Origin of the sequence: Pseudoalteromonas sp. B62 (genome assembly GCF_037162565.1) — a bacterium.
In the GTDB taxonomy this organism is placed as follows: Bacteria; Pseudomonadota; Gammaproteobacteria; order Enterobacterales; family Alteromonadaceae; genus Pseudoalteromonas; species Pseudoalteromonas fuliginea.
On record NZ_JARLVB010000002.1, the window covers coordinates 533,112 to 547,808 of the forward strand.

A 14,697-nucleotide genomic window follows, 5' to 3' on the forward strand; every position below is an offset into this window, starting at 1 on the left:
TCAGTAATACCCCGCTTTTTTAGCTACATATCCATATGACGATTCGTACTTTGCATCATTTGCTTTATACCTTGCTTTTCCAGCTCTAGTATTTGTTGCAGCTTTTCTTGGCCACTTTGAGTTTCAGCGCATTCAAGTAAGTATTCGTATAACTCAATTACTTTTTGATGTTGCTGTGCTAAATAGCCTTGAATAACTTCTTCATCAAATTGCTGATCTTTACTAATATCTTCAAAAGTAATTAGCTCAGGGTTTTTAGCAAAGTATTCATAACAGTACGTATCGAGCGTATTTATTTCGGTTATCGCCTTAAACCCGACCAAATCTTCGGCGAGTTTTTTTCATAATTTAGGTAGTAGTCCACCAGCATTGCATTATGTTCATCAAGTAAATCCTTTACGCTATGAAAATTGGCCGCCATTTGTGTATGAAACAAAACGGTCCAATCGTATACCTCTTTAATTGTTTTAACTTGCATGTGCATTCCTTACTTAGTTGACTGTATAGGTAGTACACTGCGTAAAGCGTGCCAATTAAAAAGCTATTTAAAAACAATCGGTTAGTTTGTGCATGAGTAATAACTAGCTATTTAACAGAACAACTTACAAATTATAGGTAATTTTTATAGAGCAATGCGTGGGAAGTAACCGCACTGCTCTATCGTCTTGTTGCTTTATATTATTTAAGTCCTTGTTTGCGCCACAGTAGGTAAACCGCAGGAATAACAAGTAAAGTAAGTACAATTGCACTTCCCATACCGCCAACCATAGGCGCTGCTATTCGGCTCATTACTTCGCTTCCAGTACCGGTGCCATACAGCACAGGTAGCAAGCCAATAATAATGGTCGCGACAGTCATCATAACCGGGCGTACTCGAAGCCCTGCTCCTTCAATAATAGCTTGCTGTAATTGCACTAAGCTAAGCGGTTTTCCGGCTTGCTCTGCTTCGAGGCACTTTTCTTGATAGGCTTGGTTTAAATACACCAACATAATGACCCCTATTTCTACCGCTACCCCTGCTAAGGCAATAAAGCCTACACCTACTGCAACTGAAAAGTTAAAGCCCTCTAAATACATTAGCCATACGCCACCAATCATTGCCAGTGGCAACGTAGCCATAATAATAGTGACCTCAGCAAAGCTTCTAAAATTAAGGTAAAGCAACACAATAATTATTGCTAATGTAAGTGGTAATACATAAGTCAGTTTGTCTTTAGCACGCTGCATGTATTCATATTGCCCAGCCCACGTAATTGAGTAGCCAGCTGGTAGTATTAGGTCTTTATCGAGCACTTGCTGAGCGTGCTCAACGTAAGTACCAATATCAACGCCATCTATATCAATAAAGCTCCAACCGTTTAAACGTGCATTTTCGCTTTTTATACCAGGCGGTCCATCTTCAATAAATACATCAGCAACATCACCAAGTGCTATACGCTGCCCTGTAGGCGTTACAATGGGTAACAACATTAGCTCTTCTGGCGAGTCTCTGTATGCTTGCGGGTAACGCAAATTAACTGGGTAGCGCTCTTGCCCTTCTACCGTTTGTGTTACGTTTGTGCCACCTATTGCAGTAGATACAACTTGCTGTACGTCGCTAATGTTTAAACTATAACGCGCGGCTTTTTCACGATTTATATCTACTTTTATATAACGTCCACCGGCTACTCGCTCTGAATAAACCGATGCGGTGCCTTGCACATCTTTTAAAAGCACTTCTATTTGTTGACCAATTTTTTGAATTTCACTCAACTTTGGTCCCGCAACTTTAATGCCCACGGGAGTTTTAATACCGGTTGCGAGCATATCAATACGTGTTTTAATTGGCATTACCCACGCGTTCGTCAACCCCGGAAACTTAACCAAACCGTCGAGTTCTTTTTTAAGTTTTTCAAGGGTCATACCCTCGCGCCATTCATCTTTTGGTTTTAACTGAATAAACGTTTCTATCATTGTAAGCGGCGCAGGATCTGTTGCTGTTTCTGCTCGCCCAACTTTACCAAATACTGTTTTAACCTCGGGTACTGTGGCAATTAGCTTGTCGGTTTGCTGTAGTATTTCGCGCGCTTTACCTACCGATAAACCAGGATACGTTGTGGGCATATACATTAAATCGCCCTCATCGAGTGGCGGAATAAATTCACTGCCTATTTTGTTTACCGGATAAAAGCCAATAACAGAAACAACCACCGCGAGTACCAATGTCATTTTTGGAAATTTAAGCACCCAGTTAAGTAGTGGGCGATACGCTGCGACGAGTAATCGGTTAACTGGATTTTTTTGCTCCGAAATAACTTTACCTCTAATAAAGTAACCCATTAATACCGGCACTAAGGTAATCGCAAGCCCAGCAGACGCTGCCATAGCATAGGTTTTAGTGTAAGCCAGTGGCGCAAACATACGTCCTTCTTGCGCTTCTAAAATAAATACCGGCATAAAGCTGACGGTAATAATTAATAAACTAAAAAATAATGCAGGACCCACTTCACTCGCCGATTTAGCCACAACTTCCCAGCGGTTTTCGTTGGTAAGTGGCGTTTTTTCCATATGTTTGTGCATATTTTCAATCATAACGATAGCGCCGTCGGTCATTGCGCCTATCGCTATTGCAATTCCCCCTAAAGACATAATATTGGCGTTAATCCCCTGCCAATACATAATTATAAATGCCGTTAAAATGCCAAGCGGTAACGTAATAATTGCCACCAATGATGAGCGCACATGAAACAAAAACACCACACACACTAAAGCAACTACAATCAGCTCTTCAATTAGCTTACTTGTTAGATTATCTACCGCGTTATTTATTAAGTTGGAGCGATCGTACACAGGGACTATTTCAACGCCCTCTGGTAATCCCTTTTTAAGCGATTCTAATTTTGCTTTTACCAGCTCAATAGTTTTTTGTGCATTTTCGCCATAGCGCATAATAACGATGCCGCCGGTCACCTCGCCTTCACCATTAAGCTCTGCAATACCACGGCGCATTTGCGGCCCGACTCTAATATCAGCTACATCACGCAATTGCAGCGCAGTACCGTTGGCGTTTACGCCAAGCGGAATAGCTTCTAGGTCGGCAACACTCTTAATGTAGCCGGTGCTTGTTACCATGTATTCAGCTTCAGCCATTTCAACTACTGAGGCGCCCATCTCTTGGTTGCCTTGTTGAATCGCCGTTTGAATGAGGCTAAGCGGAATACCATATGCACGTAATTTATCGGGCTCTACATTGACTTGGTATTGCTTAACCATGCCACCAACAGCAGCCACTTCAGAGACTCCTGGTACGGTTTGTAGCTCAAACTTTAAAAACCAATCTTGTAAGCTTCGTAGCTGACTAATATCGTGTTTATTTGTTTTATCAACCAGTGCGTATAAGTAAATCCAACCTACGCCTGTTGCATCAGGACCAAGCTCTGGCGTAGCGCTATCGGGCAATCGGTTTGCTACTTGGCTTAGGTATTCTTGTACTCGGCTACGCGCCCAATACAAATCGGTTTTTTCGTCAAAAATAACGTAAACGTACGAGTCACCAAAAAATGAAAAACCTCTTACGGTTTGCGCACCCGGCACAGAAAGCATTGCTGTAGTGAGAGGGAATGTGACTTGGTCTTGCACTACTTGCGGCGCTTGCCCCGGATAAGTAGTTTTTATAATGACCTGAACATCAGATAAGTCAGGCAAGGCATCCACGGGCGTATTTTTTATCGCAAACAACCCTCCACCCAGTAAAATTAATGTAAGCAACAACACAAAAAAGCGATTGCCAACAGACCAGCGAATAATGGCAGTTATCATAATGGCTCCTAGTGAGAACTGTGTTGCATAGGTTGCATAGTAGAATGATCAATCGGCTCTGCGTTTTGCGCTTTAGTGATTACAAATTCATCATTAATAATGCTAAAAGTAAAATTAATATACTGGGCATTTTCAAACTGACTAATATCAATATCTGGCGCTAATACAAAGTCCATTGTGGCGGGTTCTCGATTCCATTTTTCAATGGCTTCTCGACTAATATTTATAATGCGATTTTGTATATCTATGGCATTAATAGTGCCGTTAACCGTGGCGCTTTGTGGCTGCATATCCATGTTCATATTAGAGCCTGAACCAGAATCCGACCCCATACCTGAGCTAATACCAGAACTAGGTATTTCCATTCGTTTAAAGTCGGAGCTTTTACTCGACTCAGAATCTATTAAAAATTGCGCTGAGGTCACTACCGTGTCACCTGTCGTCACGCCTGACAAAATCACCGCTTCATTACTATTAATTTGCCCAACTTCGACTTCTACCGATTTAAAACGACCCTCACCTAATGCAATAACCACACGATTTTGATGCTGCGTGCGAATTACCGCTTCTTTAGGGACTGTAAATTGCGCTTTACTCGCTTTAGCGTGAATGCTCACTTGTGCAAACATATTTGGTTTTAACCGATGATCTGTATTTTCAAACCTGAGTCTTACACGTAGCGTCCGGTTTTTAGCATCAAGCGCGGGGTAAATGTAATCAACCTTACCTTCCCACTTTTGACCTTTTAAGTAATCAAGCGTCATTGTTACAGGTAAACCAACGCTCACTTGTTCTGATTGGCGCTCGAACACTTCTGCCTCTACCCAAATTTCATCAAGCTGAGCAATACTCATCATTGATGTGCCTGGTTTAACGTAAAAGCCTTCTCGTACTGTTAGCTCATCTACCACACCACTTTGCTTTGCGTAAAAAGTAATATTTTGCATTATCTTTTTATTTTTTTGTAAGCGCTCGATAAATCCATCAGATACATTTAACGACTCTAAACGCGCCTTTGCAGCGCGAATTAACACGGTATTATTACGATTCACCGCCAGTAAAAACTCTTCCTGTGCATTCACCAATTGTGGTGAATACAAAGTATATAAAGGCTCACCGGCTTTAACTTGTGCACCTTGCGCTTTAACGTACAAGCTTTCAATCCAGCCTTCTACACGCGGATGAATGTGAATAAGTTGGTCTTGGTTATATTGCACATACCCTACAGTATTTATATCGCTGTGAAGTGTTTTAAGCTCTACTTTGGCAGTTCTTACACCCAAGTTATTAACTACTGCAGGCGAAATAGTTACTGCACCTGGTCCATCCTGAGCGTTGCTATCGTTTTCATATACAGGGACTAAATCCATTCCCATTGGCGACAGCCCTGGCGCGTCACGCCTGTAATTACTATCCATAGGGGCTACCCAATATAAGGGCTGTTTTTCAGCACTTTGCTGTTCATGCATTGCCGAGCTGCTAGGTAAAAACTGCATTACTAAACCCCCAATTAACCCAACAGCGCCTGCGCCCACTAAGGCGGCAACAAGTAACTTTAAATTAGTATTCATTATGTAATTCTCCAGTTTGCTCGCTCATTACTTGGGGGTCTAAGCTACTTGCATAATAATTAAGGCGAGCGGTAATAATATGCTGATCTACTTGAATATTAAGCGCATCTATTTTGGCGTTAAGCTCACTAATACGCGCGCGCATCACGTCAGAAAAATCCCCATCGTCGCGCGTATAAGCGTTTAGTGTTGCTTGAGATTGCTCTGACATTTGCGGTAATAACGTATTTTGATAAAGCGTATCGCGTTTTTGCAAACGAGCGAGTTGGCTAAACTCCTTAAAGTACATGCCTTTGAGTTTTTGAAGCGCCACCAGCTTTTGTGTTTTAGTAGCTTCTGCACTAGCAATAGCCGATTTAACCTGTTGATCTTGTCTGTTATCAGTAAACAATGGCAAATCAACACTAAACCCTACCGAGAGTAAATCAGCTCGCGACTCCCCCATCGGCGTATCATCTCGGTAACCATAACCCACATTAACGCCCATTTGAGGTTTGTAACTTTGCTTGGCGAGTGCAACTTCGGTTTGCTTTGCCGTGACGGTTTTATCTATCGCAATAATTGCGGGATGCGCCATAAGCAACTGTATTAATTTATCAAATTCAAGGTTTGCAAAATCAACCAGCCCTGTGGTTTTAGTAAATTCGGCATTTAAAGGCTGCATAAGCATATTCATAGGTAACCACTGTGCTAAACGGTTTTTAGCACTTTCAAATTGCTGCTCAAGCATAACCAGCTTATCTTCAAGGCGAGTGAGTTCTAATTGCGCACGAATAATATCTTGCTGGCGTGTTTTACCTAAGGTACTTGCGTAGCTTGCTTCGGTAATTTCAATAAGCTGAGTAAATAATCCTTTATCTTGCTCAATTAAAGCAATACTTCGCTGAGCACGATACGCGTTTAACCACGACTCAATCACAATTGCTTTTACTTGTGCTAAGCGATCGGCGCGCTGCCAAGAATATTGTTGAGCAGACTGAGCTAATGCCTTTTGTTTAAGCGCTAAACTATTCCCTCGGCTAAACTTTTGGCTCAAATCGACTTTAAGCTGTGTCATCCCTTCTTGATCAAACGCATAACCGTTAGTAGGCAAGTTAAGTAAGCCAACCGTTAAAACAGGATCGGGTAAGGTGCCTGCGGCAATACTTTGCGCTATTGCGGCATCTTCTTGGTAGCCACTCGCTTTTAGCCATGGCTCATGCGTTAGTGCATAATTAAGCGCTTGCGTTAAGCTAAGCGTTTGCTCATTGCGGGCTTGCTTTAGCGTATCGATCTTTAGATTATTTTGATTGTTTTGCGCATTAACAGCTGTGCTAAATAACACAACACTACATAACACGGCTTTAATACTTACAGCGTGGTTCATCACCTGCTCCATCTAAAAATAAAAGAAATTCTTAAATTAGGAAGCAAAAAAGGTGTTTAGGAGTTTTACAAAAACCTTTTATATCAATTGCATTGAATTAATGATCTATTATTGCAGTAGGGAAATAGCTCTATAACAAGGAAAAAATTACGCAGTATAGTTGCTTTATATAAGTAATTTTTAACGCAGTTAGAGAGTTATTTAGTTCCTAGAATGAGCATGTTTTCAATAAAATTGATATTACACCTATCCTGCTATTAAGCAGATATAGGAGGGCGGTAGAGTGAACGAGGTATGTTAATTTGTGTAGTAAATACACTTATATTTACTTTTTCAGATTCAAGTAAAATAACGCTAAATAAAGTATCAACATTAAGCATTGAATTAGCAGCGCAGCCACTGATAGGGCATTTGCAATCATTTTGTGGTGTACTTTCGTCGTCGCAACAATCCATCTGCATCATATTTTCAGACATGCTAGCAACAGCTGTTGCATCACTACTGTGTGTCATTGGCATTTGGGCATGCATTGCTGTTTTTGTTGGCATATGTGGCATTTCGCATACCATAGCTACAGACGCAACTGCCTGACCCACAAAAGTGAGCAGTAAAGTTATCATGAGTAAACTAGAGTAAAAACGTTGCAACATTATGCCTTTTAATAAATTTTAAAATGATTGTAAGATAACCTAACGGCAACCACACATACTTTAATTATGTAGACTGCGGTTTATCAGGTGTTTTAATTAAGTTACTCGCTATAATTGCAAATATACAATATGCGCTAAAATACCAAAACCCTCACCAAATTGGGCATTCATAACAAGTAGCTCACCACTTTTACCATGAGCGTTACCTGCTAGGTAAGTCACTATTAATGCAATAACAAATACATCAACCATGCTCCACTTACTTAATGCACAAATAACCAGACCGAGCTTTTGCTTAAACCCATTCAAAGGTAGGCAACAATAAAACAATTGTAATAGCAGCTTCAGGCTTGGAATAACAATAGAAAACAACCCCACTAAGGCGGCTACAAGTAAATTGTTATTATTAGCAAGTTCTTTAACTGTACCTAAAATACTTTGTGTTTTGTTATAGGCGCTAATCTCGCCCTCTAACTTATCAAGCCCTAGCATATTCGAGAACATCATTAGCATGCTGCGAGTCCGGCCATCGCCCTCTTCAGCCAGCATTTCAATACCCGCTTGCGCTAATTTTGATTTATCTATGTTGCCCTCTATTGTTAATACTGGTTTTGTAATACCAGGAAACAATAAACAAAGAGCAACCACTACACTTATAACCGACAACCAATTACGCATATTTAATCAACCACAACCTCTATTACATCATCACTATAAAGCATCGACTCTAAAACAAAGTTATAAAGTTTCTCAATTGGGAGCTGTGGATTGATTTCTTTTAAGGTTGTATCAACTAATGACCAGTTTTTATTTTCGATAGCTTTGGCAAGAATTAAGCAATCGCCTAGCACCCCAGAGCCATGTAATAAAGCATCAGTGATATCTTTGTTTAGTGTAAATTCTTTAACAATACTATTTAATTCAATATCCAAAATGGCATCAAGCATTGAGAACAACCCAACTAAATAGCCTTGCTGAGCCAAATCACGACTTTCTTCAGTTAAAATTAACTCTATTAACCTTGCTCGCACAAGTGCAAATTTAGTGAGCTCCGTCGGTTTATCTATACCTAAGTCACTGAGAGCTAGTACGCGGACAAACTGGCGAATAACGTCTTCGCCTAAATACACTACAGCTTGCGAAATAGACGTAATTACTAAATTACTATTTCCTGAGCGTGCATTAGCTAATTTCAAAATACGCGTGGTAATACCAACATCTCTCGCTACACGCTGATGTATCTCCTCAAAACATAAAGACTCTTTTGACGTTGATTTAAGTAAATCAAACACAGTAACTTTTGAAGGATCGATACCACTGTAAGTTAGCATTTCTGGACGAGCAAAAAAGAATCCCTGAAATAAGTCACATCCAGCAGTTTTTAGTACTTTAAACTGCTCGTGTGTCTCTATACGCTCAACAATAATTTTACAGTGAGGGTATTTACGCTTAAGCTTTTTTACGTGCATATTAGTTTTTATTATGGGCTCATCGGCCTCTATTTTTATATAACTAACAAGTGCTAATAATGGCTCCCACTTTGCATCGCCATCATAATCATCAAGTGCAAAAGTGTATCCCTCTTTTTTTAATGATGTAACACGTTTAGCTACTTCATCTATATTCACTGTGCGTTCTACAATTTCAATAACCGTCATTTCAGGATTTAATAATTTAGGGAAGTCATCGAGTAATGCATCCGTTGATAAATTAATAAATGCCAGTTGATGCGCAGTAAGCTTTTCAGCACCTACCAACATAAGCGTATTAAAAAATAAACGGCTCGTTGCATGTTCATCACTTGTACCTACTGGAAAGGCGTTATTTGATGAATTCCTATACAGCAACTCATACGCAAAAACCTCTTTTTCAGCATTAAATATGGGTTGTCTTGCTACATACTGCGTAAGAGTAGGAGTTAAAGTTGGTGTATTAGACGCTTTCAATAGGTTTAGCCTGTAAGTTCATGTGTGCAATTAGCACTTATGTAGTTACTTTAATACATGTGACAAATTAAAAGTATAGTAAAAATATCTTAATCATTGCAAACAACTAAAAGTAAATCATATAAAAGGATGCTCTACTAAATATAAAATAGCGATCTATTGCCATCGTTTTTATTATCAAACCTCCCGCAGACACATTACACATATTGCATAAACGCCTTACAAAAAGAATAAACAACTGGGCTTGTTGACTTTTGTGGATTAAAATTTGTTCAATCGAGGGGCTATTTATGGGAATAACCACACATCACAGGCTCTGCCTCGCCTAAATACCAAACTGACTGCTGTAAATTTAACCTCAAAAGATAAGCAGGCCTAGGGTTCAGAAATTAAAAACCCCCGCATGAATAATATACCCTTACAAAACCAAGGGGCTTATAGCGTTCAGCAGCCCTGCTAGGGTATAATAACGCCAAATGTAAACTTCACTTAAATAAGAACCTTCATGAGTATTGAAAAAGCCTTAATTGAACGCAGTAGTAATCAATGTGAATTATGTGCAGCAACCGAAAACCTTTCTGTATACGAAGTACCTCCTGTGACAGAAACTCATTCAGATAAATGTATTTACACATGTCAAACCTGTAAAGAACAAATCGAAAACAGTAGCGAATTAACACCAACACATTGGCACTGTTTAAATGACAGCATGTGGAGCCAAACACCCGCAGTACAAGTTGTAGCTTACAGAATGCTTTCGCGCTTAGCGCCTGATAATGGCTGGGCACAAGACGCACTCGACATGATTTACCTTGAAGAAGATACACTTGCTTGGGCTAAAAAAGCACTTGCTGAAGATGACGATGTTAAACATGTTGATAGCAACGGTGTGGTACTTCAAGCTGGCGATACCGTTACACTTATTAAAGATTTAGACGTTAAAGGCAGTAGCCTTACCGCTAAACGCGGTACCGCAGTACGCAATATTGGCTTAACGAGTAATCCTGAACATATTGAAGGGCGAGTTGATGGTCAACGTATTGTTATTTTAACTAAATACGTTAAAAAATAAGGCATAAAAGTAAGCGCTGTATTGCACAGCGCTTTTTATTTAACATTTCAGCTATTCACTTACTAATTGTTCGCTACGATAAAAGCCACTCGGCTTGCTTAATAAAGTCATGAGCTCTGGTAGCACTGCATCCATAGTTTGCTTTAGTTTCCATGGCGGATTAATGACTATCATGCCAGATGCGGTCATGCCGTATACATCGGTGTCATCTTCAGTGCCCAATTCAAATAATTGAATATTACGCATACCTGAATCTATTAAACCTTGCTCCATATTATCAATACGTTCCCTATCCACTACAGGATACCAAATCATATAAGTACCTGTCGAAAAACGCTGGTACGCTTTGATTAAAGTAGTAACAACCGTTTCATAATCATCCTTAATTTCATATGGTGGGTCAATCAATACACATGCTCTGCGTGAAGCAGGTGGCAAAAGGCCTACCAATCCAGTAAATCCATTCTCACCACGTACACGAATAGATCGTTTACCTTGCATATTCTCTTCAAGTAATAACAAATCGCGCGGATGCAGCTCAAAAAACCAGCCCTTATCGTAACGACGTAAAAAGTGCTCAGCAATCTTTGGTGAGCCCGGATAAAATGCAAGTTCATCTGTTTCATTAAACGATTTAATTAACGCTATATATTCATTAAGCGCAGCGTGTTCACTTTTATGCTGCCACAACTTTTCTATACCATCTTGATATTCTTGTGTTTTTTGCGAATCAGCTGCGGCTAATTCAAAAAAACCTGCGCCTGAGTGTGTGTCTATGTAATCAAGTGGTTTATCTTTAATTGTTTGATAACCTAGTACTTGCGCTAACACTAAATGTTTGAGTACATCGGCAGGGTTACCAGCATGAAATGAGTGTCTATAACTAAGCATTATTTATTTTCGCCATACGCTATTTAATAAAAAACAGTGAACCATAAGCACTATACTTTGGCAACTGAGAGTGAACCATTTATGAATGAAAAAGCCTTCACGCTGAATTATCCCTTAACGCAGAAGAAAAATCAGCTAAAACCACCGTAAATGCTGGCAAATCAATACACTTTGCTTTACATTTGCATGACATTAATTACAGTTATATGAGCGCCTTTATGAATAACAACACTCTTCAACAACTCGAACAACTGATCGATTCACTAATTGATCGTAATAATCAATTGCTAACTGATGTTTCAAACTTAAAAGAACAAAATAGCAAACTAGCAGATGAAAACGAGTTATTACAGCTAGAAGCTATTGAAAACGAAGAAAAACAAAAAGATGCCAGCACAACTTTATCTGGTCTTCTTGATAAATTACAAAGTGCACAACAGGCTAGCTAATGTCTGAGCTGCAAAACCAGCGGGTCACTGTTGAGTTGCTAGGTCAAGAGCAGCAATTTGCTTGTCCTGAAGGACAAGAAGAGGCACTAATAGCAGCAGCTAAAAACCTTAATGATTTGGTGGAGCAAATGAAACAACGCTCTTCAGTTCGAAATGATCAAAAAGCCTTACTTATGGCAGCGTTAAACTTAAGCCACGAATTGCTAGAAGCAAAAACACAGGCTACAGTTGAGCAGCAGAAACAAGACCAACTCGTTGACAAACTAAGTCAGCATTTGGCAAGTGACCCCACACATCAAAAATAAAAAGCGCAAACTGCGCTTTTTGTTTATTATTAGCATAATTAAATAATAGCGTAGAGACACAGGATGAAGTTAAACCTATCTTATATAATCGCTTCATGTAAATACTTACTACTAGCATGTTCTTTATTACTCGTAGCGCCAACAACTTATGGCGCAGTCAATTGGGTAACTATTAATGCTAATATCCAATTTTTAGAACAAGAAAAAAAGCTGCGTTTTTACGACTCTAACCAAGTACTTATCGAAGGTGACAAGTGTGCACTACTTGTTGATGCAAGCGGTAATTTTGCTGCTGTGGAACAGCTAGCTAATGACCTAAAAAAACACCTAAAAACACCATTATGCTACTTAGTTGCTTCGCATTACCACGATGATCATTTACTCGGTATGGCGGTTATGCAACACTTCTACCCTGATGCAAAACTAATTGTGCATCAGCAAGTAAATAGCGATTTTAATCGCTACCAAAAAGCATTTAATGACCAACTCGATAGTTACGAAAAAAGTATAGAGCTGAGTTACCAACGCTTAGCCGGTATTTCAAAAGCAGAACAAGCACAATGGCGTGAAAAGTTGGAGCTTGCAAAAAAACGCCTTTTTCGCTGGCAAGAATATCAACTAAAGTCGCCAGAAATTATTATTGATGAAAATAAAACACTTGATTTAGGGGGTTTAAAGTAACCTTAAACGCCCATCAAGCCCATACAAGTGGTGACTTAACACTCACAACTAATAGCGGTCGTGTTTTAATTGGTGGCGACATTGTTGACTGGCTCCCTTATCCTGGGCACGGCGAATTTAAAAGCTGGCAAACGCTGCTTAAACAATACATTGACGATGAAAATCTTGCGCTGATTATACCAGGGCATGGTGGTATACTTGACAGAGCTCAACTCAAACAGCCGTTAGCATTTCTAACCGCTATTACTGAGCATGTGAACAAAAACAACGATCAAACGATAGAACAACTTGTGTTATCGTTTCCTAAAAAAGTAATGAAACCTTACACAGAAGAATCTTTAAATGCAAAATCGAGCAATTTGTTTTTGCAATCAGGATTAGCTCGCGCGAAAAACGCAAAATAACTCAACACAATGGACTGTGTTAAAATAGTAAAAGGAATTTACAAAAGTGAACATTATGCGCAGCTTGTCTCTCTGTTTTTTAGTTTTATTTCTATTCGGTTGTGAAACAACTGAATCAGAAATTCAAGAAACGCCAAAAATATTTACTCACTTTGAGCCAAAACACACTTTTTTAGACAAATCGGATCAACGCATAATTGAAGATGCTCAAGTAAAGCCTCAGAACACAGTATTACTACATAAAAAAGTAAACATTAAAAAGCCTTCTCCCAAAGCAACTGACCTATGGGTTCACATTGCCGAGAGCCTGCATTTTAAAATTGATCAAAACCGAGCTTTAAAGCAACGTATAAATTGGTATTTAAAGCAACCCAATTACTTACGCGCTGTAAACAAACGCGCAGCGCCGTACCTGTATCACATCGTAAAAAAATTGAGCAAAAGCAACTGCCTATGGAGCTCGCTTTACTACCATTTGTAGAAAGCGATTTTAGACCAACGATAGCCTCATCACAGCAAGCTGTTGGTGTTTGGCAGTTGGTTGGCGCAACGGCGCATCACTTTGGTGTTAAGTCAGACCAATGGTATGACGGGCGCCAAGACGTACTTGCTTCAACCGATGCTGCACTTGATTACTTAAGTTACTTACATAAACGCTTTGATGGTAATTGGCTACATGCTTTGGCCGCTTATAATAGTGGTGAAGGCCGTGTTAAACGCGCAATCGAAAAAAACAAAAAGCGCGGTAAAAGCACCGATTACTGGTCGCTAAGCCTACCAAAAGAAACCGCTGACTACGTCCCCAAGTTACTCGCTTTAAGCTATTTAGTTAAACACCCACAAAAAGGCATTAAGCGCCCAAAGCTTGCATATAAGCCATTTACAACACAGATGAATATAGGCCAGCAGTTTGACTTTTCAGTTATTGCTAAGCTCTCTGGTATAGGCTCCAAGCAGTTACATGCAATCAATCAGGGGTACTTAAAAAATCAAAGCTCACCTAACGGGCCGCACACTTTACTGCTTCCTATAGGGCAAGAGGCATTATTAAAAAGTCAGTTTTTTAAATCAAACTTTGCTGGAGAGTACATCGTTAAACAAAACGACACGCTTTATGGTATCGCTAAGCGTTTTAGTATGTCGGTAAAAGCTCTAAAACAACTTAATAATAAAAATAATAAAAATAATAATTTAATCGGCGTTGGAGAAAAGTTATTAGTTGGACAACCTAAAACTCTGCCAAGCACATTAACTGTTGATTACAAAATTAGCCCTTATTTAGAGCACCAAGAAATTGCGATTCCCACCATTGAAATAGATTACGAAGTTAAGTCAGGCGATAGCCTTTGGAGTATAAGTCAGCTTTATGATGTCCCTCATAGCGACTTGGCAAAATGGAATAAGCTCTCTGCATCAAGCATTTTAAAGCCAGGCACTCAATTAGTGCTGTTTATACCTCAGGCTGAAAAGCAAAAAGCAGCACCAATAAAAAAAGATTTACTGCTAGATTTACAAAAAACACTAAATCAGCCACGTTAAGTTTATAAACAAGTATATTTCGCGT

General features: G+C 39.5%; 9 protein-coding genes and 4 pseudogenes. 5 read left to right on the plus strand and 8 right to left on the minus strand.

Features of this window, described 5'->3' with window-relative positions:
- Positions 1 to 23: 23 nt before the first annotated feature.
- From P4S71_RS06905 to P4S71_RS06935, 7 genes and pseudogenes are all read right to left on the minus strand, one after another.
- A pseudogene (locus P4S71_RS06905) lies at positions 24 to 478 on the minus strand (hypothetical protein).
- A 200-nt stretch (positions 479 to 678) separates the two neighbouring features.
- A complete protein-coding gene (locus P4S71_RS06910) occupies positions 679 to 3,798 on the minus strand; it encodes an efflux RND transporter permease subunit (protein ID WP_337150350.1) in 3,120 nt (1,039 codons plus the stop codon).
- Between the two features lie 8 nt (positions 3,799 to 3,806).
- A complete protein-coding gene (locus P4S71_RS06915) occupies positions 3,807 to 5,369 on the minus strand; it encodes an efflux RND transporter periplasmic adaptor subunit (protein ID WP_337150351.1) in 1,563 nt (520 codons plus the stop codon).
- Positions 5,359 to 6,735, minus strand: a complete 1,377-nt coding sequence (locus P4S71_RS06920) for a TolC family protein (RefSeq protein WP_337150352.1) — start codon at positions 6,733 to 6,735, stop codon at positions 5,359 to 5,361. Before P4S71_RS06920 ends, P4S71_RS06915 begins: the two co-directional genes overlap by 11 nt.
- A gap of 257 nt (positions 6,736 to 6,992) precedes the next feature.
- Positions 6,993 to 7,385 (minus strand): hypothetical protein, encoded by a 393-nt coding sequence (locus P4S71_RS06925; protein ID WP_337150353.1) that lies wholly within the window; start codon positions 7,383 to 7,385, stop codon positions 6,993 to 6,995.
- A gap of 64 nt (positions 7,386 to 7,449) precedes the next feature.
- Positions 7,450 to 8,063: pseudogene (locus P4S71_RS06930) on the minus strand (paraquat-inducible protein A).
- Positions 8,064 to 8,065: 2 nt separating this feature from the next.
- On the minus strand, positions 8,066 to 9,331 hold the full coding sequence (locus P4S71_RS06935) for an EAL and HDOD domain-containing protein (RefSeq protein ID WP_337119517.1): 1,266 nt from the start codon (positions 9,329 to 9,331) through the stop codon (positions 8,066 to 8,068).
- A 505-nt stretch (positions 9,332 to 9,836) separates the two neighbouring features.
- On the opposite strand from P4S71_RS06935, the gene P4S71_RS06940 reads away from it, so the two are divergent.
- Positions 9,837 to 10,403, plus strand: coding sequence for a PhnA domain-containing protein (locus P4S71_RS06940; RefSeq protein ID WP_337119518.1), 567 nt, complete (start codon positions 9,837 to 9,839; stop codon positions 10,401 to 10,403).
- Positions 10,404 to 10,454: 51 nt separating this feature from the next.
- On the opposite strand, the gene P4S71_RS06945 is transcribed toward P4S71_RS06940, so the two are convergent.
- Positions 10,455 to 11,294, minus strand: a complete 840-nt coding sequence (locus tag P4S71_RS06945) for a 23S rRNA (adenine(2030)-N(6))-methyltransferase RlmJ (protein WP_337150354.1) — start codon at positions 11,292 to 11,294, stop codon at positions 10,455 to 10,457.
- Positions 11,295 to 11,512: 218 nt separating this feature from the next.
- Here P4S71_RS06945 and zapB point away from each other — a divergent pair, with 218 nt between their 5' ends.
- The 4 genes and pseudogenes from zapB to P4S71_RS06965 all read left to right on the plus strand — a co-directional run bounded on the left by zapB (position 11,513) and on the right by P4S71_RS06965 (position 14,672).
- Complete coding sequence (gene zapB, locus P4S71_RS06950; protein ID WP_007375968.1) at positions 11,513 to 11,743, plus strand: cell division protein ZapB; 231 nt, start codon at positions 11,513 to 11,515, stop codon at positions 11,741 to 11,743.
- Positions 11,743 to 12,048, plus strand: coding sequence for a cell division protein ZapA (locus tag P4S71_RS06955; RefSeq protein WP_337119520.1), 306 nt, complete (start codon positions 11,743 to 11,745; stop codon positions 12,046 to 12,048). The genes zapB and P4S71_RS06955 overlap by 1 nt, the downstream gene beginning before the upstream one ends.
- A 63-nt stretch (positions 12,049 to 12,111) precedes the next feature.
- A pseudogene (locus P4S71_RS06960) lies at positions 12,112 to 13,133 on the plus strand (MBL fold metallo-hydrolase).
- A 55-nt stretch (positions 13,134 to 13,188) separates the two neighbouring features.
- A pseudogene (locus P4S71_RS06965) lies at positions 13,189 to 14,672 on the plus strand (LysM peptidoglycan-binding domain-containing protein).
- The last annotated feature ends 25 nt before the right edge of the window (positions 14,673 to 14,697 follow it).

What these genes read in the sequence shown, in the direction of transcription:
- P4S71_RS06910 (WP_337150350.1), bottom strand. Translation starts at nt 3,798, where the DNA reads ATGATAACTGCCATTATTCGCTGGTCTGTTGGCAATCGCTTTTTTGTG.
- P4S71_RS06915 (WP_337150351.1), bottom strand. Translation starts at nt 5,369, where the DNA reads ATGAATACTAATTTAAAGTTACTTGTTGCCGCCTTAGTGGGCGCAGGC.
- P4S71_RS06920 (WP_337150352.1), bottom strand. Translation starts at nt 6,735, where the DNA reads ATGAACCACGCTGTAAGTATTAAAGCCGTGTTATGTAGTGTTGTGTTA.
- P4S71_RS06925 (WP_337150353.1), bottom strand. Translation starts at nt 7,385, where the DNA reads ATGTTGCAACGTTTTTACTCTAGTTTACTCATGATAACTTTACTGCTC.
- P4S71_RS06940 (WP_337119518.1), top strand. Translation starts at nt 9,837, where the DNA reads ATGAGTATTGAAAAAGCCTTAATTGAACGCAGTAGTAATCAATGTGAA.
- P4S71_RS06945 (WP_337150354.1), bottom strand. Translation starts at nt 11,294, where the DNA reads ATGCTTAGTTATAGACACTCATTTCATGCTGGTAACCCTGCCGATGTA.
- zapB (WP_007375968.1), top strand. Translation starts at nt 11,513, where the DNA reads ATGAATAACAACACTCTTCAACAACTCGAACAACTGATCGATTCACTA.
- P4S71_RS06955 (WP_337119520.1), top strand. Translation starts at nt 11,743, where the DNA reads ATGTCTGAGCTGCAAAACCAGCGGGTCACTGTTGAGTTGCTAGGTCAA.